This window comes from Anaerophaga thermohalophila str. Valhall (assembly GCF_000250735.1).
Classification (GTDB): Bacteria; Bacteroidota; Bacteroidia; order Bacteroidales; family Marinilabiliaceae; genus Anaerophaga; species Anaerophaga thermohalophila_A.
On record NZ_AHZV01000182.1, the window covers coordinates 90,521 to 116,373 of the forward strand.

At 41.5% G+C, this 25,853-nt stretch carries 20 protein-coding genes and 1 tRNA gene; 7 read left to right on the top strand and 14 right to left on the bottom strand.

Annotated elements, in window-relative coordinates:
- Nucleotides 1–178 precede the first annotated feature (178 nt).
- Nucleotides 179–643: a ribosome assembly cofactor RimP gene (gene rimP, locus OQ5_RS0109950; protein WP_016777359.1), complete on the bottom strand. Its 465-nt coding sequence runs from the start codon at nucleotides 641–643 to the stop codon at nucleotides 179–181.
- Between the two features lie 207 nt (nucleotides 644–850).
- Between rimP and OQ5_RS0109955 the strand changes: the two genes are divergently transcribed.
- The 4 genes from OQ5_RS0109955 (at nucleotide 851) to lpxA (ending at nucleotide 5,756) form a co-directional block, all read left to right on the top strand.
- A complete protein-coding gene (locus tag OQ5_RS0109955) occupies nucleotides 851–2,086 on the top strand; it encodes an HD domain-containing protein (RefSeq protein ID WP_016777360.1) in 1,236 nt (411 codons plus the stop codon).
- Nucleotides 2,087–2,401: 315 nt separating this feature from the next.
- The gene (lpxD, locus tag OQ5_RS0109960) at nucleotides 2,402–3,430 is read left to right on the top strand and encodes a UDP-3-O-(3-hydroxymyristoyl)glucosamine N-acyltransferase (protein ID WP_016777361.1); all 1,029 of its coding nucleotides are present in this window, start codon (nucleotides 2,402–2,404) and stop codon (nucleotides 3,428–3,430) included.
- 57 nt (nucleotides 3,431–3,487) lie between these two features.
- Entirely contained in the window at nucleotides 3,488–4,888 is a 1,401-nt protein-coding gene (locus OQ5_RS0109965; protein ID WP_016777362.1) for a bifunctional UDP-3-O-[3-hydroxymyristoyl] N-acetylglucosamine deacetylase/3-hydroxyacyl-ACP dehydratase, read from the top strand.
- Nucleotides 4,889–4,958: 70 nt separating this feature from the next.
- The gene (lpxA, locus tag OQ5_RS0109970; protein WP_016777363.1) at nucleotides 4,959–5,756 is read left to right on the top strand and encodes an acyl-ACP--UDP-N-acetylglucosamine O-acyltransferase; all 798 of its coding nucleotides are present in this window, start codon (nucleotides 4,959–4,961) and stop codon (nucleotides 5,754–5,756) included.
- Between the two features lie 72 nt (nucleotides 5,757–5,828).
- Here lpxA and pdxA read toward each other — a convergent pair whose 3' ends face one another.
- The 9 genes from pdxA to OQ5_RS20765 form a co-directional block, all read right to left on the bottom strand.
- A complete protein-coding gene (gene pdxA, locus OQ5_RS0109975) occupies nucleotides 5,829–6,896 on the bottom strand; it encodes a 4-hydroxythreonine-4-phosphate dehydrogenase PdxA (RefSeq protein WP_016777364.1) in 1,068 nt (355 codons plus the stop codon).
- A 288-nt stretch (nucleotides 6,897–7,184) separates the two neighbouring features.
- Nucleotides 7,185–7,580, bottom strand: a complete 396-nt coding sequence (locus OQ5_RS0109980) for a hypothetical protein (protein ID WP_016777365.1) — start codon at nucleotides 7,578–7,580, stop codon at nucleotides 7,185–7,187.
- Complete coding sequence (locus OQ5_RS0109985; RefSeq protein ID WP_016777366.1) at nucleotides 7,577–8,623, bottom strand: DUF4837 family protein; 1,047 nt, start codon at nucleotides 8,621–8,623, stop codon at nucleotides 7,577–7,579. Before OQ5_RS0109985 ends, OQ5_RS0109980 begins: the two co-directional genes overlap by 4 nt.
- A gap of 180 nt (nucleotides 8,624–8,803) precedes the next feature.
- A complete protein-coding gene (locus OQ5_RS0109990) occupies nucleotides 8,804–9,982 on the bottom strand; it encodes a lytic transglycosylase domain-containing protein (RefSeq protein WP_255297469.1) in 1,179 nt (392 codons plus the stop codon).
- A 134-nt stretch (nucleotides 9,983–10,116) separates the two neighbouring features.
- Nucleotides 10,117–10,335 (bottom strand): Sec-independent protein translocase subunit TatA/TatB, encoded by a 219-nt coding sequence (locus OQ5_RS0109995; protein WP_016777368.1) that lies wholly within the window; start codon nucleotides 10,333–10,335, stop codon nucleotides 10,117–10,119.
- A gap of 138 nt (nucleotides 10,336–10,473) precedes the next feature.
- Nucleotides 10,474–11,793, bottom strand: coding sequence for an RIP metalloprotease RseP (gene rseP, locus OQ5_RS0110000; protein WP_016777369.1), 1,320 nt, complete (start codon nucleotides 11,791–11,793; stop codon nucleotides 10,474–10,476).
- Nucleotides 11,794–11,899: 106 nt separating this feature from the next.
- Complete coding sequence (locus OQ5_RS0110005) at nucleotides 11,900–13,042, bottom strand: 1-deoxy-D-xylulose-5-phosphate reductoisomerase (protein WP_369688193.1); 1,143 nt, start codon at nucleotides 13,040–13,042, stop codon at nucleotides 11,900–11,902.
- Entirely contained in the window at nucleotides 12,996–13,103 is a 108-nt protein-coding gene (locus OQ5_RS25295; RefSeq protein WP_369688192.1) for a DUF3961 domain-containing protein, read from the bottom strand. The genes OQ5_RS0110005 and OQ5_RS25295 overlap by 47 nt, the downstream gene beginning before the upstream one ends.
- A gap of 162 nt (nucleotides 13,104–13,265) precedes the next feature.
- Entirely contained in the window at nucleotides 13,266–14,078 is an 813-nt protein-coding gene (locus OQ5_RS20765; RefSeq protein WP_255297470.1) for a M23 family metallopeptidase, read from the bottom strand.
- 842 nt (nucleotides 14,079–14,920) lie between these two features.
- Here OQ5_RS20765 and OQ5_RS0110020 point away from each other — a divergent pair.
- The 3 genes from OQ5_RS0110020 (at nucleotide 14,921) to OQ5_RS0110030 (ending at nucleotide 18,770) form a co-directional block, all read left to right on the top strand.
- Nucleotides 14,921–14,993, top strand: a tRNA-Met gene (locus OQ5_RS0110020).
- A gap of 409 nt (nucleotides 14,994–15,402) precedes the next feature.
- Nucleotides 15,403–17,100 carry a gamma-glutamyltransferase gene (gene ggt, locus OQ5_RS0110025; RefSeq protein ID WP_026055218.1) on the top strand — a complete coding sequence of 566 codons (1,698 nt, stop codon included), beginning with the start codon at nucleotides 15,403–15,405 and terminating at the stop codon, nucleotides 17,098–17,100.
- 185 nt (nucleotides 17,101–17,285) lie between these two features.
- A complete protein-coding gene (locus tag OQ5_RS0110030; protein ID WP_044107777.1) occupies nucleotides 17,286–18,770 on the top strand; it encodes a sensor histidine kinase in 1,485 nt (494 codons plus the stop codon).
- A 15-nt stretch (nucleotides 18,771–18,785) separates the two neighbouring features.
- Here OQ5_RS0110030 and OQ5_RS0110035 read toward each other — a convergent pair whose 3' ends face one another.
- From OQ5_RS0110035 to OQ5_RS0110050, 4 genes are all read right to left on the bottom strand, one after another.
- Nucleotides 18,786–19,976, bottom strand: a complete 1,191-nt coding sequence (locus OQ5_RS0110035) for an alanine dehydrogenase (RefSeq protein ID WP_255297471.1) — start codon at nucleotides 19,974–19,976, stop codon at nucleotides 18,786–18,788.
- Between the two features lie 299 nt (nucleotides 19,977–20,275).
- Nucleotides 20,276–20,698, bottom strand: a complete 423-nt coding sequence (gene tsaE, locus OQ5_RS0110040) for a tRNA (adenosine(37)-N6)-threonylcarbamoyltransferase complex ATPase subunit type 1 TsaE (protein ID WP_016777375.1) — start codon at nucleotides 20,696–20,698, stop codon at nucleotides 20,276–20,278.
- A 247-nt stretch (nucleotides 20,699–20,945) separates the two neighbouring features.
- Complete coding sequence (locus OQ5_RS0110045; protein ID WP_016777376.1) at nucleotides 20,946–22,586, bottom strand: bifunctional response regulator/alkaline phosphatase family protein; 1,641 nt, start codon at nucleotides 22,584–22,586, stop codon at nucleotides 20,946–20,948.
- The gene (locus OQ5_RS0110050) at nucleotides 22,540–25,326 is read right to left on the bottom strand and encodes a tetratricopeptide repeat protein (protein ID WP_026055220.1); all 2,787 of its coding nucleotides are present in this window, start codon (nucleotides 25,324–25,326) and stop codon (nucleotides 22,540–22,542) included. The genes OQ5_RS0110045 and OQ5_RS0110050 overlap by 47 nt, the downstream gene beginning before the upstream one ends.
- Between the last annotated feature and the right edge of the window lie 527 nt (nucleotides 25,327–25,853).

Below are 25,853 nucleotides of genomic sequence, written 5' to 3' on the forward strand. Positions count from 1 at the left end.
CAGCCAATTATTTCGTGTTACTATTCGTCATTTATTGCAGGATACAACAACCCGTTAAACTTTTACAATACGTTGCAATCCAATAGCTTGTGTTTAAAAGGCTGTATTTGTAAAATGCAGTATATCAATATTATATGAGTCATCTTGTATCTAAAATCTAACGCTCTATTGACACCTGTCATAATTTCAATAATTCCTTAACTCTCTTAACTTCATCAAAACTAAATTCATACCTGAAAACCTGCAACTCTTTTTTCTTTTTTCCTTCAATTTTCACCTTTTTCTCTTCTTCGATTACAAATCCTGTCTCAAAAACTTCCTTCAGTACACCTTTTTGTATGCGTCCATCGTTGGTCAATACCTCCAGCGGACGGCCAACTGCTTTGTGATATTGTTCGATAACTTTAAACGGTTGTCCGATTCCGGGAGAAGACACCTGCAACTCAAAATCTTCGGCCTCCCTGTCAAGTGAATGCTCAATGAGACGGGAAACTTCGACACAGTATTCAATAGGCACACCTTTATCACTGTCAATAAAAACCTCTATTTTATTGGAAGGTTTTACATTGACATCAACAATAAAGAATCCGTCTTCCTTTACTTTCGAATCAATGAGTTCTACTATTTGTTTCTTTGTTATCATTCACAATCTATTAATAAAATAGGGGACTTCTGTCCCCTACCCACTCACTGTGAAAAAACCGCTGCAAATATAAGGAATGAAAAGCAATTATGCAAAAACCTTTTTGCCTTAAAATCAAATCATTTTGATAATACAGAGGGCTGTTTGCTGTATTCGCAATGAATCACTTTCTTTGTATCACAAAATCAAGAAGGTGAAGTGAACGAAATGCAACAATATAATCAGAGAAAGATTGTAAATGATCCCGTACACGGATTTATCAGCATCCCTGACAACATTCTTTTTAAATTAATTGAACATCCTTATCTCCAAAGACTCAGAAGGATAAAACAACTTGGACTGACATCCCTTGTTTATCCCGGGGCTGTACACACACGGTTTCAGCACACACTGGGCGCTTTTTACCTGATGGGGTCGGCCATCTCTGTCCTTCGGAACAAGGGGCACCTTATTTCATCTGACGAGTCGACGGCAGCCAATGCAGCAATATTGATGCACGACATCGGTCACGGCCCATTCTCTCATGCGCTTGAACAAACCCTTATCGAAAATCTTAACCATGAAGACATTTCATTGCTGTTAATGAATCGGTTGAATAAACATTTTAAAGGGCAGCTTTCGCAAGCCATTGAGATTTTTAAAGGACAAACCGGCAAGCTCTTTTTGCATCAATTGGTTTCGAGCCAACTCGACATGGACCGATTGGACTACTTGAAGCGCGACAGTTTCTTCTCTGGTGTTTCCGAAGGAATTATCGGTTCCGACCGTATCATCAAAATGCTTGAAATAAAGAATAACCAGCTTGTGATAGAGGCCAAAGGGATTTATTCCATTGAGAAATTTCTTGTGGCACGCAGGTTGATGTACTGGCAGGTTTATCTTCACAAAACAGCCCTGGTGGCCGAAAAAATGCTCATCAATGCGCTGCGCAGAGCCAAATATCTGTCGCTTAATAATACCAAAGTGACTGCCCCGCCATTTTTAAGCACCTTCCTGAAGAACAGATTTTGTACCACCGACTTTCTGAACAACCAAAGGATACTGGATGATTTTACCATGCTGGACGACAACGATATTATGAGTGCCCTGAAATTATGGAGAGATCACAACGATCCAGTGCTTTCTCGTTTATCATCAAGCCTGCTCAACAGAGATTTGCTACGAATAGAAATTTCAGATACACCGTTTGACAAAGAAAGGCTGCTTGCGCTAAAAAAGGAAAAACAGATTAAGAACATAGGTCTCGATGAAATGGATTACTTTGTTTTCACAGACCATATTTCAAACAGTGCCTATAATGTGGGACAGGAAAATATCAATATCCTGTATAAGGACGGAACAATAAAAGACATTTCCTTTGCCTCAGATATGCTTGACCATACCGCTTTCGCAAAAACGGTAAACAAATATGTGCTTTGTTATCCGAAATCAATAGATCGTTAGATTTTTGGTTTATCACAAAGATGCGTACCTGAAATAAAATTTAGTCTTTGCACCCTTTGGATGATAATGTTTTGCAGCTTTTGCGTGGAAAATTCTACCAGTACCTCAAAATAATATTTAACATACTAACAACTAACACATCAACAATATTAACAACTTTAGCAACTCTAACAGCCGTAACAACTTATTTAAATGTAAGATGAAATGAACACAGATAGTTTTACCACAATAAGAAACACCCAAAAATAGCCACAATACCCAACTATATTTTACACAGAAAGATATATTTATTAGTTTTGTGCCAAATTTTTCAGCATGGAATTTACTGCAAAACAAATAGCCGGGCTCATTCAGGGAGAAATAGAAGGCAACGAAAACCAGGTTGTCAGAGATGTTTCAAAGATTGAAGAAGGGCGGCCGGAAACGCTAACATTTCTGGCCAATCCGAAATATGAGCACTACATTTACACCACCGAAGCCTCGGTGGTTATTGTTAATAATAGTTTTAAACCCGAAAAACCGGTAAAAGCCACTCTCATAAAAGTGAACGATGCCTATCAGGCACTTGCCAAATTACTTCAGTTCTATGAAAGTTCGCTTCCCAAAAAGACCGGCATTGAACAACCCTCTTTCATTCATGAAACTTCCGAAATGGGAGATTTCGTTTATGTCGGGGCCTTTGCCTACATCGGCGAAAAAACGAAAATTGGAAAAAATGTTCAGATATGGCCGGGGTCTTTTATCGGAGAAGGTGTTATCCTTGGTGACAATACCATTGTCTATTCAGGCGTAAAAATTTATAAGCATTGCAAAATAGGCTCTGATTGTATCATACATTCAGGAGCGGTGGTAGGTTCCGATGGTTTTGGCTTTGCACCCGGAGCAGATGGTGAATATCAGAAAATTCCCCAGGTGGGGAATGTGGTTATCGAAGACCTGGTGGAAATTGGTGCCAACACCACCATCGACAGGGCAACAATGGGTTCAACAATAATCCGGAGAGGTGCTAAACTCGACAACCTTGTCCAGGTAGCACATAATGTAGAAATCGGATATAACACGGTAATTGCAGCACAAACAGGAATTGCAGGTAGCACTAAAATAGGCAGCAACTGCATGTTTGGCGGCCAGACAGGTGTCGCCGGGCACATCAAAGTTGCCGACGGAACCAGACTCGCCGCACAAACCGGGGTAGCCGGCGCGGTAAAAAAAGAGAACACTACCCTTATGGGCTCCCCGGCATTCGATGCTATGCAATACAACAAATCATACGTTTTTTTCAGAAAATTACCCGATTTATATAAGCAACTTCAAGATATTCAACAAAAAATTGCTGAAAAGTAGGAACACGAACCGGCAGACAAAATAATTCCTGCCCGGTTTGACCTAATCTTTTATATTATGGCTGAAAAACAAAGAACCATTCGAGAAGCTGTTTCATTAAAAGGAACAGGATTACACACCGGCGCAGAAGTCACCCTTACTATGAAGCCTGCCCCGGTGAACACAGGATTTTGTTTTAAACGTGTCGACTTAGAAGGTCAGCCTGTAATCAGGGCTCTGGCCGACAATGTTGTTTTTACCGAACGCGGAACGGTACTCGAAGAGAATGACGCCCGCGTAAGCACCATAGAGCACTGCCTTGCTGCATTGCGCGGGATGGGAGTCGATAACTGTGTAATTGAAGTAGACGGACCCGAAGCTCCTATTCTTGACGGAAGTGCCCGCTTTTTTGTCGATGCCATAAAAAAGGCAGGGATTGAAGAACAGGACGAAGATCGTCAATATTTCATTGTAAAAGAAAAAATGATTGTTGAAGACCCGGAAACAGGCAGTTCTGTTGTCGCCATCCCGGAAGAAGGGCAATCATATCAGGCGCTCATATCATTCGACAATTCACTCATCCTGGCCAATCAGTTTGCAAATATCGAAAGCATGGATGAGTTTGAAGAAGAGATTAGTAAATGTCGTACTTTTGTTTTCCTTCATGAGCTGGAACCATTATTGAAGAACAACCTTATTAAAGGAGGCGACCTGGATAATGCTATTATCATCATTGATAAAGAAGTAGACCAGCAGGAACTGGACCGTTTGGCAAAATTGTTCAACAAGCCTTCGGTAGAAGTTAAACCAATAGGCATTCTTAATAATCTTGAATTGCACTTTCCAAATGAGCCGGCAAGGCATAAGCTTTTAGATGTTATCGGCGATCTTACCCTGGCAGGGATGCCAATAAAAGGCAGGATTATCGCCAAAAAACCAGGCCATAAAATAAATGCGGAATTTGCCAAAGCTGTCAGAAAAGAGATTAAGCGTCGTCAGTTAAAGCAGGATGCTCCGTTTTACGATCCTGATGCCGAACCGGTTTACGACATCAATGCCATTAAAGGATTCCTTCCGCATCGCCCCCCATTCCTACTTGTTGATAAAATTATTGATCTTCAGGAAAAAACAATCGTGGGTGTCAAAAATGTGACCATGAATGAGCCGTTTTTTGTCGGGCACTTCCCCGATGAACCGGTAATGCCGGGAGTGCTTCAGGTTGAAGCCATGGCACAGATAGGAGGAATCCTGGTACTAAGCCAGGTAGATGATCCGAAACTATACAGTACTTATTTTCTGAAGATTGATAATATTAAATTCAGAAAAAAGGTGGTACCCGGTGACACCCTGGTTTTTAAACTTGAACTGGTGACTGAAATAAGGCGGGGCGTTGCCAATATGAAAGGAACGGCTTTTGTCGGCAGCACCATCGTTGCAGAAGGAGAATTCATGGCACAAATTGCAAAAAATAAACAGTAATCATCAAAAATAAAGTTTCCTCCCTGTTTCAGGTTTAAACGGGAAACTGTCATCGCAGTAACAATAATTTATGAAGCAACCATTAGCATACATCCATCCCGAAGCAAAAATAGCCCCCAATGTGGTTATCGAACCATTCGTGACCATCGATAAAAATGTTGAAATCGGCGAAGGCACAAGAATAGGCTCCAATGTAACGATACTTGAGGGTGCCCGAATCGGAAAAAACTGTAACATTTTTCCGGGAGCCGTAATTTCGGCGATTCCCCAGGATTTGAAATTCGAAGGTGAAGATTCGCTGGCCATTATTGGTGACAATACAACAATCAGAGAGTTTGTAACTGTTAATCGCGGCACTAAATCAAAAGGCAAAACCGTGGTAGGAAGAAACTGCCTCCTGATGGCTTATGTACATGTGGCGCACGATTGTGTGATCGGTAACCAGGTTATTCTGGTCAACAGTGTTCAGGTAGCCGGTGAGGTGAAGATTGACGACTGGGCTATTGTAGGGGGGTTGTCGGCAATCCACCAGTTTGTTCATATTGGCAGCCATGTTATGATTGCAGGTGGCAGTCTGGTCAGCAAGGATGTGCCCCCCTATGTAAAGGCCGGCAGGGAACCCATTTCCTATGCAGGTGTTAATTCCATTGGGTTACGTCGCAGGAATTTTTCCAATGAGCAAATCCGGGATATTCAGGATATTTACCGCTTTATGTTCCAGAAAGGACTGAACAACAGCCAGGCCATAGAACGTATTGAAGCTGAACTGCCTGCTTCGAATGAACGCGATGAGATCATTCTCTTCATAAAAAATTCACAACGCGGGATTATAAAGGGATACTACAATCCCGACAACAACAACGGATAAAATGCATCAACACCACGACAACAGGCTATATCAAGAAACTTCAGAAATATTTTTGATATAGCCTGTTTTGACTTATTGGTCACTTCCGTCCAGGTCTCTCCTGTCTGCATTTTTCAATGGATCGGAAGATATCTCATCATGCATTTTTCGCCGCTTAAAAACATCAATGGCCAGATAAACAGCTTCACGGAAGGAGCTCTCGTCGGCTTTGTTTTCACCCGCAATTTCAAAGGCTGTACCATGATCGGGAGAAGTTCTTACAACCGGCAAACCACCGGTAAAATTTACCCCTTCCGAGAAAGCAATGCTTTTAAAAGGTGCCAGTCCCTGATCGTGATACATAGCCAGAACTGCATCAAATTTCCCAACGTCACCAGACCCGAACAAACCATCGGCCGGATAAGGGCCAAGAGCCATTATCCCCTCATTCCGGGCAACTTCGATAGCAGGCGCAATAACATTAATCTCCTCATCCCCTATAAGTCCGTTATCTCCGGCATGCGGATTAAGTCCCAATACTGCAATGCGCGGCTTTCTGATGGTAAAATCTATCCGGAGTGTTTTTTCCAGCACTCTGATTTTATCCAGTATCCTTTCCATCGTTAATAATTCCGCAACATCCCTTAGAGGTACATGCCCGGTAACTACACCAACCTTCAGTTTCGGACTGACCATCAGCATGATATGAGAGGTGGCATTAAACTGTTCGGCCAGATACTCGGTATGACCGGGAAAGTTAAACTTATCAGAAAAAGTAACATTCTTATTGATGGGAGCTGTCACCAGTACATCAACAAAACCGTTTTTTAAGTCTTCCACAGCCTTTTTAAGCGCTTCAAATGCAGCCATACCCCCTGTTTCGGTAGCTTTTCCAAGCTCAACTCGAACATTATCATCCAGGCAATTAACAATATTCACCCGTTTGGGATGCGCTTCTTCCCCGGATCGTATATTGTTCAGGCTAAAATTAGAAATATTCAAAGCCTTCCGATGGTAGGCAGCCACTTTGGAAGACCCATAAACAACAGGTGTAAAAAGCTCTGTTATTTTTGGATCGGCCAGTGTCTTAAATATCACTTCATATCCTATACCGTTTATGTCTCCCTGGGTAATGGCAACCTTTATTTTTTCATTGCTCATATTTACAATAGATGTTTAGATGGATAGATGTTTAGATGTTAGATTATTAGATTATTAGATGTTAGATTATTAGATGTTATAATAACATATTTTAACATCACAACAACTTAACAATATTATCAATTCTAACAGCCGTAACAACTTATTAAATTTAAGATTTTTGCTCGTTTCATTTACCCAATACTCCGTTAAACTTTTACAAATTACTGATAATCAATTGTTTGTAAAAAACAAAAACAAACAGCAACTCCCTCATATTAAAAACTTTGCGTCATAGCGCCTCTGCGTTTAGGCATTTTTTAACGGACTATCGTTTCCTGTACGTCGAAAAAAATCGCGCATTAATACTTTTTTGAGTTCCCGATGAATGATCAGCTCTGTGACAAGAGAATCGAAAGGAATCTCAGGCACCTGCATCTGATAGCTTTCGATATCTGAAATATCCACATCGATTCGGTAAAGCAAATTAAGAAATTTTTCTGTCTTTTCTGAAAGCAGGTAAGCCACATGCTGCTTCATTTGTCCAAAAAGTTCCTGGTAAAAATCGTGAACATTACCGGAAAAACCGATGGACAAATCGAACTCTGCAAAGTCTTTAATAATCTGTGCAGCAGTTTCCCGTATCAGGTCTTCCCGTTTTGAGGCTTTCCTCAGATCGTCTTCAGAAAATGAAGGAAGACTCATTGTTCCTCCCTTCCCTTCTGGTCTTCCTTCGGGTCATCATCAGGAAATCTGAAAGAATACAGAACCGACTCCAGTTGCCAGACCAGATTTCGCTTTTCGGGTTTCTCGGGAGCATAAACATATCCTTCAGTCACCACAACACGATTGTTTTCGGGATCGATGTGAGCAAAACTCACGAAAGGACCCCCCATTATATCTCCTTCAACACGCCAAAGACCACGGATTTCAGCAACCTGGTGATCGTTGTGTTCAAATCGTTTATAAGTAACGGGCAACCGGCCTTCGGTGGTCATATATGACCCTTCAGACGGCCCTGGAACATTCGCACGAAGAACAGAATCCCGCTTATTCAACAAGTACGGTTCCGTGATGCTTTCATATCCGGTATACTCAAATGAATATACAAACAAGCCCTGGCTGGTTAAAGGTGTTTCATTCGACATCCACATAAAATTCTTTCCCGGCTTATTTTCACTGAAGTTGACGGGAATAATCATAGAAGCATCCCATACTTCTTTAAATTTTTCGGTCAGGTTTTTGTTTATGTATTTTCTGTAATAAGCCTGACTCCTGTCCCGCTCGGCTCTGACAAAAAAACCGGTTAATTTTATCTCTTCTTCCCTAACGAGAGAATCGAGCTGCCAGGTATCTTGCGCATAAACTTCGGCCATGGCATGTTGCTTGCCCCACCTGTTTTTGTAATACCTGACATCAGGTTCGCGGTCATTGCCAAGAAAAACAATAACAAGATTTCTAAAAGGTTTCAACCTTTCACTAAAGGCACGGTGAGGGACAACAGATACATCAAAAAGAGACTCTGCCTGCGGCAGACCAACCATGGGTTGACGCATAACAGAGAGCAGGGTTTTTCCTCCCGCACTTTCTTTTACCGAATCATTCATTACAATAAGCATTTCTCCCATGCTACCCGATATATTGGGTTTATGAGCCCCTCCTTCATCCTTACACGAAAATAAAACCAGGAAAGCAACTACGGAAAGAAGTATCCTTATCTGTTTTGATGAAATATTCTTTAAGGCCATATTATTAGTTTTGAGTGAAAATTTTGATGAAACTTTTTACTATCCCGATTCGTGACATCACCGGTCTTTGTTTTTGAATTTATCAGTTTATCGTAAATTTACAAAAAATTGGATGAGTCCACTCTTACATAGCTCTTTTTGCCAATATCATCTATTGCGCAAAATTTTTCACATCCACTTTTAACGTGGCACCTCATCTTCAGATAGTCTACCTTTGATATCTGCCTTAAACCATTGACTTTCTATCTCCGAATCAACACAATGAATGCCTGGATCATTCTTCTTATCCACAGGTTCCCAAACAATTAATTCTTGTCCGGCATAAAGATGCTTTTCTTCCAGATTGTTCCAGATCATAATATCTTCAATCCTGCATTCATATTGCATAGCAATGGCATGGAAAAATTCACCGTGATTCACAATGTGAGTAGATTTTTGTCGCCCCGTAGTATCGCCATAAGCCTGCATATTATCTTCTGCCGGATGCTCTTCAGTTTGAAAAAAGGGAAGCTGTTGATGGAAAACTTCAATTTTATCCTCGGGAATGACAATCCTTACCGGACCCTGTTGAACAGGGATATAGTCCATTTTATAGACGGGGTTCAGGAACCGAAGCAGATTGACAGAAATACCGGTTAATCTGGATATTTGCTCAAACGAAATACCACCTGGCACAGAAGTGGTCAGCAACTCTTCATAACGATATTGCGTCGGTGCCGGATAAATATTATAGGCATGATGATATTGCATGGCATAATTAATTGCCACGAATGCAGGAACATAACCTCTTACCTGCTCGGGCAGATAAGGTCGGAGTTTCCAGTAATCTGTTTCACCTCCCGATTTTTCTATCGCCTCTTTAACTGCCCCGATGCCACCATTATAGGCAGCAATTGCCAACAACCAATCATTAAAGTTGTCGTACAAATATTTGAGATAACGACAAGCGGCATCGGTCGATTTCACAGGGTCGGCCCTTTCGTCAATGTAGGAAGTTATCCTTAAATCAAACATTCGCGAAGCCTGATATAAAAATTGCCAAAGTCCGTAAGCCCCGGATGTAGATTTTGCCTGTGGTTCCAGGGCGGATTCAATTACAGCCAGATATTTCAATTCAAGCGGAAGTTCATACTTATCCAGGTACTCTTCAAAAAGAGGGAAATAAAGCTGCGAACGGGACAATATACCGGCCAGATGTTCAGGTCGCTTAATTGTATAAACATCAATATAAGCCTGAACAAATTGATTGTAATGAAGTGGTATGGGTGTCTGCAAATCCAGTTTTTCTATCCTGGATTCTACCAGATAGACGGGAACATGATTATTCCCCCATACCTTTTCGGCTAACTTCGGTTGCATTATGCAAATCAAAAATGCAAATATTCTAAACACCCGGAGTCCTGTCATACAAATCAAGTGAAGGTGGTTTAAAAAAGATAATAAAAGGGAGAAACCTCCCTTTCACAAAAGACGGACACTGGATAGTCCTTTCCTCAGGATTTCTCTTTTTCGGAATTGTCCTCCCCTTCTACAGGTTTCTTTTTATCTTCCGTAGCTTCATTCCGCGCCTTTTTAAATTCTCTCATTCCCTGTCCGAGTCCTTTCATCAGTTCAGGAATTTTTCGACCCCCGAACAACAATAAAATAGCCAGAATGATTACAATCCATTCCCAACCGCCTGGTATTACCAAAAATAATGAAGAAGGTTCCATATTTTCCTTTTTAAAATTAACATGAGGTTATATACTAAAAAGTTATGTAGATGAGTTGTTCTGCCTCTTATTCACAAATGTATTAATTAATCGTGAAAAGTGTTGTGCATGCAAAATATTTTGTGACAAATCTGCCTCTTATTCGCTTAGCCATCGGAAAATATCGTTTCCGTTGGCATACAGCAGTAAAGCAATCAGCAAAATCATTCCGATGAGTTGAGCATGTTCCAGAAATTTTTCGCTGGGCTTTCTGCCCGTTACCATTTCATAAAGAAGGAACAAAACATGTCCTCCGTCAAGAGCCGGAATTGGCAAAATATTCATAAAAGCAAGAATCAACGACAGGAAGGCAGTGGTTGTCCAAAAACTTAACCAGTCCCAACTGGCCGGGAACAAACTGCCAATGGTTCCGAAACCTCCAACCTGACGCATTCCTTCTTTGGTGAAAATAAGTCTCAACTGTTTTACATAACTCGCCAACACACTGACACCTTTACTAATTCCGGCAGGAAAAGCTTCAAAAAAACCATATTTGTGTGTCTTTACTTCAAGGTAATTGGAAGGCGATTTGGGTGCAATCCCAATCTTGCCCGACTTATTGACCAGAACAGGCAATGACATTAAAACACCATCCCTGTAGAATGAAATTATCGTGCTATCTCCCGTATATTTATTCAGTTCTGCTACAAATTCATGAAAAAACGGCGCCTCAGTACCGCTAACGGCGATCAGGCTGTCACCCTTTTTTATTCCGGCTTCCTCGGCAGGCATTCCGCTGATAATAGAATCTACAACAAACGGAATTCTGAACTGAGCAAACTGCTTCACCCCGCCTGAAAGAAACCGCTGTCCCAAACCGTCAGGCACGGGTAGCCGAAAAACCGAATCTCCCCGCTGAACAGTAAAAGACTCAGGTTCTTCAAGGAGAATGTAATGGACAACATCAGAAATGGTTTCAACTTCAAATGTGTCTATCGAAAGAATGATGTCGCCATCTTCAAGACCGATCTCATGACCAATGGGATGGTATGAATATCCGTATTTAGCACCGTCGACTGGAACATATGAATCTCCCCATTTAAAGAGTATCATCCAAAAGATGAACAAAGCCAGAATAAAATTAATCAAAACGCCGCCAACCATAATTAAAAGTCGCTGCCATGCCGGCTTCGACCTGAATTCCCATGGCTGGGGAGGTTGCTTTAGTTGTTCTTTATCCATCGATTCATCAATCATTCCGGATATTTTCACATATCCTCCAAGCGGAAGCCATCCAATTCCGTACTCGGTTTCTCCTTTTTTTAATTTGAATAAGGAAAAACCGGGGTTGAAGAACAGATAAAACTTTTCAACACGCGTTTTGAAAATTTTTGCAAAAAAGAAATGTCCAAATTCATGAAGAATGATCAGGATAGAAAGGCTGAGAATGAGTTGCAATGCTTTTATTAAAAATTCCATGCTCTTTTCTTGTTGTAATTTATTCAATCTGGTTTCAACGAACCCGATTTATTAATCAGGTTAAAACAATCACTAACTGAAAGCGTCACAAATATATTGTTTTTCTTTATTTTTTTACTATTTCAGCAGCTAATGCTCTGGCCTCTTTATCGGATTCCAGATAATCTGAAAAAACAGGCTTCTCTACATAAGTTGCTTTTAACATGGTTTGTTCAATGACATTCGACATTTGCACGAACCCGATTCTCGAGGCCAGAAAAGCCTCCACGGCCACTTCGTTGGCAGCATTCACAATACAAGGCATATTTCCCCCTTTGTTCATAGCTTCAAAGGCGAGAGAGAGGTTTCTGAAAACATTCACATCCGCTTTTTCAAACGTAAGTGTGGGGTAATCGGAAAAATTAAATCGTGGAAATTTATTCTCTAACCGTCCCGGATAGCCGAGTGCATATTGTATTGGCAGCCGCATATCAGGTAATCCCATCTGTGCCTTAATCGATCCATCCTCAAATTGCACCATTGAGTGAACGATGGATTGAGGATGCACAACAATCTCAATTTGTGTGGGTTGAACATCAAAAAGCCACCTGGCCTCAATGGCTTCAAATCCTTTGTTCATTAAAGAAGCTGAATCGATGGTGATTTTGTCACCCATTTTCCAGTTTGGGTGATTCAGTGCCTGGCATCGGGTAACTTTCCTTAAAAATTCAACATCTTTGCCCCTGAAAGGGCCCCCGGATGCAGTAAGAATTATTTTTTCAACGGATCGCTTATTTTCTCCCTCCAGACACTGAAATATTGCTGAGTGTTCGGAATCAACGGGTAAAACAGGGACATTCCTTTTTTGCGCCAGTTCCATTATCATATCTCCTGCTACCACCAGGGTTTCTTTATTTGCCAGGGCAATTGGTTTGCCGGCTTCTATAGCTTTAATGGTTGGAAGCAGGCCTGAGAAACCCACCAATGCCACCAAAACCATATCCACAGTACTCATTGCCCCTACCTGTGCCAAAGCATCACTGCCGGTATAAACTTTTACCGGCAGATTTGATAATTGATCCCGAACCCACTGATATTTATTTTGATCGCTGATCACTACGGCATTTGGGTGAAACTTTCTGGCCTGTTCAGTTAAAAGTTCGGCATTTTTCCCCGCAGTCAGCACTTCGACCTCGAAAAGACTGCTATGCTGCTTTATTACCTCAAGCGCCTGCGTCCCGATAGAACCCGTAGAACCAAGAATCGCGATACGTCGTTTCATTCGTAAAAAATTTGTTTATTAAGGTCGAATGGAACTCGCATGAAAGCATTTATACAGATCCTTATTGTTGCAATCCTTGCCATGCTCGTTTCATTAGTAGATAATTTTTCTGAGTTACTGGTCTGCTGGAACCCGCATGAAAGTATTTACACCTCTGCGTTTAGGCTTTTTTAAACTGACTATTAACTTTATGGACAGACACTATTTAATATCAGAAAGATATATACTCCTGCGGGTCGAGAGGAATACCATTATGCCAAAGTTCAAAATGCAGATGCGGCCCTGTGGTTAACTCTCCGGAATTGCCGACATTAGCAATAGCTTCGCCAGCTTTAACATGTTCACCGGTCGTTTTCAATAACCTTTCATTATGTTTATACATTGAAATGAAGTTATTGGCATGTTGGAGCTGAATAACATAACCGGTCTCAACAGTCCATCCCGAGAAAATAACAACCCCGTCCATTACAGCAGACACGCGGGCACCGGGCCCGGCAACTATGTCAACCCCGAAATGTCCTCGCGGATCACCAAATTTATTGAGAACCATTCCCTTTAAAGGAGGAAAAAAGAAAGTGTTTTCGATAAGAACACCTAAATTATGTCCCGGCTGTTCAGAAACATTAAATTTTTCTTCTCGCTCAACCAACGCTCTGAAAATGGAATCTTCTTCCGATCTGGTAAATTCAATATCCTGCCATCCGGCGGTATCTTCAGTTTGGTCCTCTTCCGATGAAGCAGCCTGCTCTTGCACCGGAGTTGCTCTCTCTTCAGTTCCCGGAACCTCGCCACTGATAATCTGTTGCATATTGTCGATAAAATTATTCCTCTTTTCAATCTCCAGAAAAAGAGAATCAACTCGTTGTGCATTCCTTACTATCAACAATCTTTGATTGGCATCGGGATAACCCGGAATGTATTCTCTCAACCCCGTAAAAGCAATGATAAGTGTTACCAATACAATTAACAAAATGGCAGAAAAACCAACGATGGTAAATACATTGAGACGGGATAACCTGATCACCAATACTTCTTCGTAGGTCTGTTCGTTGAAGATGGCCAGCTTATATTTACTTTTCTAGCTTTTTAATAAATTCTTTTCTTTTGATACCTGCCATGATCTCACTTTACATAAATTGTCATTATCTCTTTCATCTCACTCAAAACTCAAAATTCTCTATTTCGTCAGATTTTGAGCATGTCAGTACCAGCAAATCCCACAACCGGCTAATGACAAAAAACTACAGATTAAAATATTTTCATCCGTATAAAATTTATTTATTAAGGTCGGATGGAACTCGCATGCAAGCATTTATACATGTTTTAGTTGTGGTAAACCTTCCCATGCTCGTTTCATCAGTATAAAATTAGTCTAAGTTATTGGTCTGATGGAACTCGCATGCAGGATTTATACAGGTTCTTATTGCTGGAAACCTTATCATGCTTTAGTCATCTTACATTTAATAAGTTGTTACAGCTCTTAGAATTGTTAGTGCTGTTTAGTTGTTAATGTTGTTGATTATTGTTAGAGTGTTATATGTTTTATTACATTCTCTAACAATCTAACAATCTGTACTTCATGCTACCTTCCTGCCCTTTTACCCTCACACCTTTCCACCTTTACTCTTTGCTCACTGCCCCCATGCTCATGCTTTGGCCTGTCGGCTACTTTAATCTGACAAAATTAAGCAATATTATGGATGTTACGAAACAAAATTTCACAACAGACCTTCCATCTAAAAATATTAAACAACAGCCGGCATCTCAGAAATTATCAAAATTTAACACTCAAATCATTTGGAACAGCCGCCAAAAGCTTTTATATTTGCACCTGCAAAACAGAAACAAAAAATTAATAAAATATATTGCGGGGTGGAGCAGTTGGTAGCTCGTTGGGCTCATAACCCAAAGGTCGTCAGTTCGAGTCTGGCCCCCGCTACTAAAAGCCGTAAACCAATAGGTTTTACGGCTTTTTTTTTCAACAATTCGTTAAAGTTTACAATCCAATGAAAAACCAATAGTTTACGATTAAAAAGTTTTGTTTACTAAGATTCAGTATATCAAAATCATACAAATCATTTAACAACTATAATTCTAACATTTTGTCATCTTAACTTTCTCATAACAAAAGTCCTGCATCTATTCATTCAGGCCTCTTCTTAACAAACTACCGGCACTTAACCTTGCCGGGGAATTTCCCTCACAATATACCATACGATTTTAGACTCATCACAAAAAGCACCTTTTGTTCTAAAAAATAGACTGCACCATTGATTTACATATTTGTTTTTCTTAAATTGCAAAAGAAATTAAGCAAACCAGCTTTAAGCATTACACAATATATTAAAATGAGAAACCTTCAAAACCTGTGCCTAACAGTAGCAATTTTATTTGCATTTATTTCTGTGTCATCAGGTCAGGACAGAATTACCGGGAAACCCTTCGCCACCCGGTCCGAAGTAATCGGCGAAAAAGGAATGGTGGCCACAAGCCAGCCCCTTGCCACGCAAATTGGGATTGATGTTCTTAAGAACGGAGGAACAGCTGTCGACGCGGCCATTGCTGCTAATGCGGCATTAGGCTTAATGGAACCCACTGGAAGCGGAATCGGAGGCGATCTGTTTGCCATTGTATGGGATTCTCAAACCAAAAATCTTTACGGCATCAACGGAAGCGGACGCTCCCCCAGGTTACTTACCATCGACTACTTCCTTTCAAACAGAATGAAAAAGATACCGGCATACGGACCCCTGGCGGTTTCGGTGCCCGGATGTGTTGACGCATGGTTTGAACTCCATGAAAAGTTCGGAAAATTATCCATGGAAGAAATCCTTCAGCCGGCAATCACCTATGCCGAAGAAGGTTTTCCCGTAACCGAACTTATAAGCCATTATTGGAAGCTTTCGCTTAAACACTTTTCCGAATATCCGAATGTAATGAGCACCTTCTCTGTTGACGGTGAAGCCCCTGAAAAAGGAGATATTTTCAGAAATCCGAATCTTGCCGGCACCTATCGCCTGATAGCAGAAGAAGGAAGAGATGCTTTTTATAACGGCCCCATCGCAGAAACCATCGTGAACTTTATACAAAACCAGGGCGGATTTTTAAGCAAAGAAGACTTTTCACTTCACAAATCCGAGTGGGTAGACCCCTTACCGGTAGATTACCGGGGTTACACCCTGTGGGAACTTCCCCCCAACGGACAGGGAATCATCGCTCAGATAATGCTCAACATCCTTGAAAGTTATGAATTTTCCCCTGAAGATTTCGGTACTCCCCGCCATTTGCATCTTGTCACCGAGGCCAAAAAACTGGCCTTCGAGGATCGCGCCAAATTCATTGCCGACCCCGATTTTGCAAATATTCCTCTTAAGCAATTGCTATCTGATGAATACGCTGCTAAAAGAAGAGCTTTGATAGACACTGCTAAAGCCGGCGCCTATTCACCACGCGCTGAAAACCATAGCGAAACCGTTTATCTTACCGTCGCCGATCAATGGGGAAATATGGTATCGCTTATTCAAAGCAACTACCGCGGAATGGGATCGGGCATGGTTCCGCCCGGACTGGGCTTTATGATTCAAAACAGAGGTGAGCTTTTTTCCCTGAAGCCCGGAGATGCCAACGAATATGCCCCGGGGAAGCGTCCTTTTCACACAATCATTCCGGCTTTTGTTACTAAAGACGATAAGCCCTGGCTGAGTTTCGGCGTAATGGGCGGTGATTTTCAACCTCAGGGGCACGTCCAAATATTGATGAACCTGATTGACTTTAAAATGAATCTTCAGGAAGCAGGGGATGCTCCAAGATTTGCGCATTCTGGCGGAAGTTCACCTACCGGCATCAGAGAGAAATCCACCGGAGAAATCCATGCAGAAAAAGGCATACCGTACCAGACCATAAGAGCTTTAATGCAAATGGGGCATAAAGTAACTTACGAACTGGGTATTTATGGTGGATTCCAGGGGATCATGTATGACCATGAAAGAGGTATATATATCGGTGCCTCAGAATCCAGAAAGGATGGACAAGCCGCAGGCTATTAATACATGAGCTCACTCCTGAAAGAGGCTTTTTTGCCAACTTCATTGCTGCAGATTCATAACATATATCTGCCAAAATCGAAAAGGCACCATAGTTAAATAATCACTATTAAAAAGTTGTTCGTCAAAAGATTTTGGATTAGTTTCAGTAAAAGTTTTTTTTGAAGTACGAAATTTTTTTTGAAGGTATGAATCTTATAACCAGAATTGTCAAGTTTTTATCCCCCCGCAGGAAATTCAGTTGCTCAGCAAATCCATCCGGGTTTTTTGCAAGTGAAGATGCTTCCGAATTAATCCGCTCTTTAAACTCTGACATACCTGAATCAAAGATCATTTCATCGATTGATACCCTTGCACTCAAAATATCAAAAACCAGCCAGGCCGAATATGTATTGATAGCGCGGTTAACCCAGGAACAAAAATTCCAGGTTGAAGCATTTTCGCATACCAGCAAAATTGATCAGCAAAAAAAATCGCTTCAGTTTGAAACAAAATTACTGAGCTCTTTGCTGCAAAATAATACTGTTCACAGCAATGATCCCGCTGAAATTTTGTCTTCGCTCGGCACCACAAAACATCATGCTAAATCGGTAACAGCTATGTTACTCAAAAACAGTGAGGGAGTTTCGCTGGGAGCTATTTTCATATTCTCGAAGAAAAAACAGCCAACGCTTACTACCATTAACTCTCTTCAGTTTTTCTCTTTCTTTGCAGCCTCTGAGTTAAGACATCTCATCAGCAAAGAAAAAATGGAAAAGAAAAACAAGGAGCTTTTAAGAACCGAAGAAGAACTAAAACTTAAGAACCAACTGCTGGACAACCTTAACAAGAATATTTCGAAAGCCAAACAGGTTGTTGACGAAAGCAGCCGGTTGAAATCGGCTTTTCTGGCTAATCTCAGCCATGAGATACGAACTCCGATGAATGTAATAATGGGATTTACCGAATTGCTGAGTGCCGAAAACATGTCGGCTGAACAGCGTCGTCACTACATCGACATAATTCAGCAAAACGGTACACGCCTATTGCACATTATGGACTCTTTAATCGATATATCACGTTTTCAGGCCAAAAATATCGGAAAAGAACAGAAAGCTTTCTCTCTCAATCATATAATGAAGCAACTTCATAACAACTATCTTTCGGAAATCAGTATAACAGGGAAACCCCTTAATCTCAGGATCACCCTCGGGGAACCTGACGGAAAAGACATTGTATCACTCGACAAAGAAGCTACCTATAAAGTACTGAATCATCTGCTTGATAATGCGGTAAAATTTACTGCCTCCGGGTATGTTCATTTCGGCTATGAAATACGGGAAAAACATATTCTTTTCTTTGTAGAGGACAGCGGAATAGGTATTCCCGAAGGCAAAGAAAATGTCATATTCGATCTCTTCAGGCAGGGAGATTTGCGCCTGAGCCGTCAGTTTGGCGGTACAGGTCTCGGACTGGCCATTGCCAAACGTTACGTTAGTGCCATGAACGGTCAGATATGGTGCCACAACAATGAAAACGAAAGATGTGGCGCTACGTTCAAATTCACTCTTCCATGCCATCCTGAAGTCAAAAAAGAAACCACTTCTGATGATAAAGATCAGGGGACAAAAAGAAACAGCGGCAGCATGCGACAACTCCAGTTTTCAGCTTCATCCAAACCGGGAAACCAGTAAAGAGACCGGAAAAAATTAAAAGGCGGCCATCAGCAACCCAATGTCTTTGGAAGGGAGATTAAATTTTTCTCCTATAGTGCGGTTTGTCAGGATTCCCTTGTAAAGATAAAGACCGTGGCTGACGCCCATATCCTCCTTTATAAGCTGGCTCACACCACCGGCCATGGCGAGTCTCAACAAAACCGGGGCAAAAATATTGCTCAGGGCAATAGAAGCCGTCCGGGCTACCCTGGATGAAATATTATGTACCCTGTAGTGAATAACCCCGTGATGAATTACAACCGGTTCCTGTTGATTGGATGAAGCAGTCACAGTTTCAATACATCCGCCGTTTCCCATGCTCAGGTCGACAATAATTGAGCCTGGTTTCATCCCTGCAATCTGTTCTTCCGAAATAAGAAACCCACTCTGTGGGTCGAAATACCGTAAACTACCAATAACGGCATCAGCGGATTTCAAAGCTTTACTAAGCACCTGCGGATGAAGAATGGAAGTAAAAAGCCGCTGCCCTACGTTTCGCTCAAGCTCACGCAAATTACGATAAGAATTATCAAACACTTTAACCTGACAACCAAGTCCCAACGCAGCCCTGACTGCAAACTCACCGGCTGTTCCCGCACCGATAACAACTACTTCGGCTGGCGAAATTCCAGTGATTCCTCCAAGCAGTACCCCTTTGCCGTCCTTTTCTTTACTCAGGTATTCGGAAGCAATCATAATAGCGGCATATCCCTCTATCTCACTCATGCTCCTGACAACCGGGTAGCATTCCGATTCGTCTTTCAGGAATTCATAAGCCAATGCATTGATTTTTTTATGCATCAATTGCTGAATGGCGTCGCGGTCCTGTTTTACAAGATGCAACAACGAAATTAGCAGTTGTCCTGGAGACAACAACTGCCGTTCTTCTTCATCGGGGGGAGCAACTTTAAGAACAACATCACAACGGAACGGGTCTTCGTGATTATTGACAATACGTGCACCTGCTTCAGAAAAATCATGATCGTAATAACTGGCTGCGTTACCAGCCCCACTTTCAATTACGATTTCATGGCCGTTGGCGGTTAACAATTCCACGCCCTGAGGCGTCAAAGGAATCCGGTTCTCACCATCTTCACGTTCGCAGGGAATGCCAAAAGACATGGATTTCTGCTTTTTTCCCACTTCCATTAATTCCTCTTTAGGCATTAAGCCTGTTTGGTTCATGGCAAAATAATATGATGCACTTTTCCCGATGTCCCCCATACGATAACTCGTTAGATGCTAAGATAACAGTATTACGAAATAACTCATACAGTATAGTGATAACAAAATACGGTAACTCTAAAAATTAATCATTCAAAAAAAGTGACAAGACCAAATTAAGCAGATGCAGCCTGTCGAAGCAACCGAAATTTTATAAACAATCGTGTACAAAAAATTTTCTGCGGTCAAGTTACAAAAAAATATATCGTGTTCCGAAATTTTGAAGTATGGAAATGAAGGCTGCTGCTATAATGAATGCATTACTCTTTTACACGAATGGTGCGGGAGCCATCCGGATTTTCAATAATTGTAACATCCAGGCGGTTGTCTGGTAAAACATTGGCAACTTTCTCAGGCCATTCAATCAGACAGATATGGTCACTAAAAAAGTAATCTTCATAGCCCATGTCAAACACTTCTACCACATTTTTCAAGCGGTAAAAATCAAAATGATAAATAACAGTATCATTATCAGCGCTATATTCATTAACCAAAGCAAAACTTGGGCTGGTTACTGCGCCTGTCACTCCCATGACGCGACACAAACCTTTGATAAATGTGGTTTTACCCACGCCCATCTCCCCGTAAAATGCAACCACCTTGTGTTGATGTAACAGCGGCAAAAATTCTTTCGCCGCTTTTTCAATTTCATGTTCAGACTGAATGGTAAAAATGTACTCCATATTTACAATAGATCGTTAGTTTTCAGATATCAGATTTAAGATTGCTGGATTGTTAGGGTTGTTAGTTATTGTTAGGATTGTTAGATTGTTAGATTGTTAGATAATGTGAACTTAAACTTAACAATATTAACCACTTAACAATCCAAACAACCGTAACAACATATTAGATCACTATTGACTAACCGCTATCAACTAACCACTACAGACCTGCCACGGATATCTTCGCGAGCTTGTGAAGTTATTCTGGTTAAAGCGGGACGAGTTGCACCAACGGGACCAGCATCTCTTCAAGTGAAATGCCCCCATGCTGAAATGTATCCTTGTAATAATTAACGTAATAGTTATAATTATTGGGATAAGCAAAAAAATCATCTCCCCTGGCAAAAATATATGAAGTAGAGACATTGACCCGAGGAAGAAACGCATTTTCCGGTCTTTTTACCTCATATACATCTTTTGCTTTGTATGCCAGATTCTTACCCTGCTTAAAGCGCAGATTTGTATTAGTGTTACGGTCACCCACCACTTTCAGAGGATGTTGTACACGTATGGAACCATGGTCGGAGGTAAGAATAACCCGCACCCTTTCTCCTGAAAGCTTCTTGAGTAACTCAAACAAAGGTGAATGTAAAAACCATGAACGTGTTAAGGAACGATAAGCCGACTCATCGGAAGCCAACTCGCGTATCATCTTCATTTCTGTCCGGGCATGAGATAACATATCAATAAAATTGAACACCAGAACGTTCAGGTCGTACATTTTCAACTGCCCGGGATTATCGGCCAGCCTTCTTCCGGCCTCGGTGTCACTAATCTTATGATATGAGTAGGTAAAAGAGCGCCGCATCCGTTTGAGAAAAGTGCCTATCAACTCATCTTCGTACTGATTACGACCACCTTCGTCGTCCTCATCCACCCACAAATCGGGATAAATCTCCTCAATTTGGGTAGGCAAAAGGCCCGAAAACAGAGCGTTCCGGGCATACTGGGTTGCTGTGGGCAAAATACTGCAATACAGGTTATCAGCTTTTACATCGAAATAAGGACGGATGTCATAACGAATGGTTTCCCATTGATCGAGCCTGAAATTATCGATAACTACCAAAACGACCCTTTCACCTTTGTCAAGACACGGAAGCACATAATTTTTGAATACCCGGTGCGACATCAGGGGACCGGAATTATCAGTCAGCCAGTTTTCGTAGTTGTCTTTCACGGTCCGGGCAAACAGCTGGTTTGCTTCGCTCTTCTGCATTTTCAACACCTCATCCATAGGGCTGTTGGTACTTTGAAGTTCAAGTTCCCAGTAAACCAGCTTTTTATACACCTCACTCCACTCATTTATGCTTAACCGGTCGCTTAGTCTGAATCCGATGTTTGAGAATTCTGCCTGATAATCACTGGTTGCTTTTTGTGAAACCAGCCGATCGCGGTCAACATGCCTTTTTATCGACGACAGAATCTGGTTGGGTTTAACAGGCTTGATAAGGTAATCAGCTATTTTGCTCCCTATGGCCTGATCCATTATGTCCTCTTCTTCGCTTTTGGTTATCATGATCACGGGCAGACTCGGTCTGATCTCCTTCATCTGTGAAAGGGTTTCCAGGCCACTCATGCCGGGCATATTTTCATCAAGAAAAACAAGATCAAAATTATGCTCTTCCAGAATATCAATCGCATCGTTCCCGTTGGTTGCAGATTCTACAATGAATCCCTTTTCCTGTAGAAAAATCAGATGTGATTTCAGGTGTTCCATTTCATCGTCCACCCAGAGTATCCTGTATTTTTTTTGTCTCTTCCATAGCAAATTCTTCTTCAAAACAACTTTCCCGACAGTCTCTTTATCTGTTTCTTTCGGTGTAGGAATATTCGGGAATTTCACTTTCATTTATGATTACGGCCGAAGGATCACTCCCCTGCAAATATTTCTCCAAAAAGAATGCTTTGTAATCTTCGACATCAGTGGCATTCTCTATTTTTTGCCGGTTATCGCCGGATATAATCACTACAAGCGGCTCCTTTACATTGTTCACATTAAAAACAGAAGGCTGATTAATCAACGAAAAGAAATAGTCGAGGCCTGTCCGTTTATTAGCAAACGGCCCCGTCTCCAAAACAGACAGAGCGGGTGACAACCGGGACCTTTCGAGCTGGAGCCCACCGGTAGCAAAATGGTCAAAATTGAAGTTGGCCAATTGAAACATAAGCTCGTTAATATCTGTTTCATTATCAACAACAATCATTAAACGATGTGTAGTGTCCGGTGCTTCCGTAAATTTTTCAGCGGGAAATTCCTCTGAAGCGGTTCTCCCGGTAGTTTGGGTTGAAGAAACAGTTGTCCCCGGTGATGAGGCAAGATCAATTTTACCGGGCATTTGACCTTCGTTAAGCTGTTGAAGCCAATATGCGGCTACTTCTGCCTGGGTGGTGCGTGGAAAATCATCCACAATTTGTTGCAAATATTCCCTGAACAATTGTTCTCTGTTAAGCTGGCTGTAAGCAAATGCATTCAACAAAGCAGTCTGTGGGAGCAATGGTTCATAATTTTCCCTGAAAATTTGCTCCGTTGCCTTCAAAACAGCATTCCAGTCACCATTCTTAAAATGATCGTAAGCCCAGGCATAAATCTGCTCCATCTTATGCTCTGATTCTTCCAGGTTTTCAAAATAATCAGGATCATTGACAAACTGTGCAAAACGACTGCCGGGATAATCATCGGTAATAACTTCACCGTAATGCTGAATGCATTTTTGATCGTTCATCTCGCGACAGGCAAGGTAAATACCTATAAGAGCCTGCTCCCTGTATGGTGTTTCAGGATATTGAGCCAGAAGCTCTTCAAAAAAGTAAACAGCCTCGGAATATTTTTTAAAATTATTGGCCAATATATTGCCTGCGCTGAAAAGTGATTTCTGTATTTTTTGGTGAGACACGGCTTTTTCTTCAGATGTAAGCGGAAGCCCTGAAATAAGACTCTCCCGTTTTGGCATCCCGGTTTGAGCCGTTTCTTCCTTTGAGGATGTATCTTCACCCGGACCTGTCTGACTATCAGCAAATGGATCGCCCGGCATCATACGGTCATTCCCGTCACCCTTCTGTTCCTGAGCTTCTTTATTGGAACGTCTCCAGTTATCTTCCAACTTACGCCTTCCCCAGCGTTTTTCAAATTCCATTCGACCAAGGCTGACCATGGTTTGATTATAGAAATACCATTTGCCCGATTCATCTGTTTCTCTGCTACCACGGTTGGCAAAATTACGATAAAAGAAAGCATCGTCGGTGGAATCAATAAACCCGCTCTCTTCCTCTTTCTGTTGCATTTGAGCAAGCAAATTATCGATAAAGATGTTTCTCTCTTCTTCGGGCAAAGCCGCAATTCTCAGAACGCTATCTTCGTATTCAATGGTTCTAAGACTTTGAGCAAGCGGTTCCAACCGTTTTTTGATCTTTTCAACCTCAGAAATATCATGATAGCCCGACGGAAGAGATGCTAATGTAGAATCGTAGTATGCTTCAGCAGCAATGTAGTCACCGGAATTAAAATAGACATCGGCCATCCGCTTATAGATGTTCCCTGCCAGAATACGGTTCCGGCCCCCGTAACCTGCAGCCAGTTCCAAATTGGTCAGCGCCATAAGGGTATCGCCCTCCTGGAACCATGTTTTTGCAATAGCATAATAAATTTGATCGCGATAATCAAGGTTTTTATATTCTTCCGCAAATTTTTCCAGTTTATTTCTGGATTTTTGGGGATTATCCGGTCTGCCCTCCAGCAGGGCCTGCTCTATCATGGCATGAATGGTTATTTCATAATCAGGTTTTAATCTGATCACCCTGGTAAAGGCCTCCTGCGCCATACTTTCTCTTCCGGTTCTTTTTGCCACCTGCCCAAGAACAAAGTGCCAGCGTATTTTTTCCCACCGGTCGCCGGTGTTTTCTGCTGCCCTGAAGCAATAATCAAGAGCTTCTTCATACCTCTCCTGAGCTAACCAGTACCAGGCATAGGTCGATTGCTCCAGCACGAAATATTTTTTTTCATCGCCAATTTCGGATGAATATTGCTGTAAAAACCGGAAAGCATTCTCAAACTCATCCATTTCTATGTAAGCTCTTGCCAGCCAAAGCAACGCTTCAAATCGTGCATCTTTTTCCGGAAAAATTTGCAGTACCATATCAAAAGCACTGATAGCCTCATACCATTCCTGAGAATAAATATGAGCTTTCCCTATCAGCATCCACGCATCATCGACCCATCGGTTGAACTCGCGCTGATTATAAAAATCGCGGTAATCCGTCGAGCTTCCTGAAGGTTCTCTCCGGGGTTTTGCCGTGATAGAATGCTTTTCGATAAGTTTATGTCCTTTTCGATTGGCTCTGTTCATCTGTGATGCAGGCACCTGTCCTCCTGCGGCTTTAGAATAAGCAAACAAAGGCAACACAACTGTATAGTCGTTTTTTACAGTTTCACGCATTCTTTCCCGGCCTTCCTCAAAACTCTGGACGCCATTGAAAAGAATATTGTACCTTGCGGTAAGATTATGGTATCCCCTCGACAACCAGGTATTCTTCTGCACAGAACAACCCCAGAAGGCAAACAACATAAGAATATATGTCAGGTATTTCTTCACAACAGATCGTTAGATTTTTAGATATAAGATAATTCGTACAATTTTGATATACTATGTTTTATCAAACAAGCCCTTTTAGCAACAGACATCTGATTTGCAATTTATTACAAAAGTTTTACAAAGTATTGTCTTCATCCGTATAAAATTTGTTTATCCAGGTCGGACAGCCTGCCCCTGTTTAGTGCGTGTCTATAAACTCGCAAAAATTTTCACAATATGTGTGTCTGTTCAGAAAGTGCCGGTTGCAAGGCTTGCGAAGCCGCCAAAAACGGAGTTTATCTTAGTAAATGATTATTTTGGCGGCAAGCATAACACAGCAAATGGTACTTTATGGACAGACACTATTTATCGGGGGAACTCTTCCCGGGTAATCGGGACTTGTTTCTTCATGTAAAAATCCCTACCGATAATACATTATAAACTGCCATGCAGCAAAAATATTTCCCAAAATGAATCAGAAAAAATACTTTTATACTTGTGTCTGGTAAAACCTGACTCATACTTTAAAACACAAAGATAATCATACC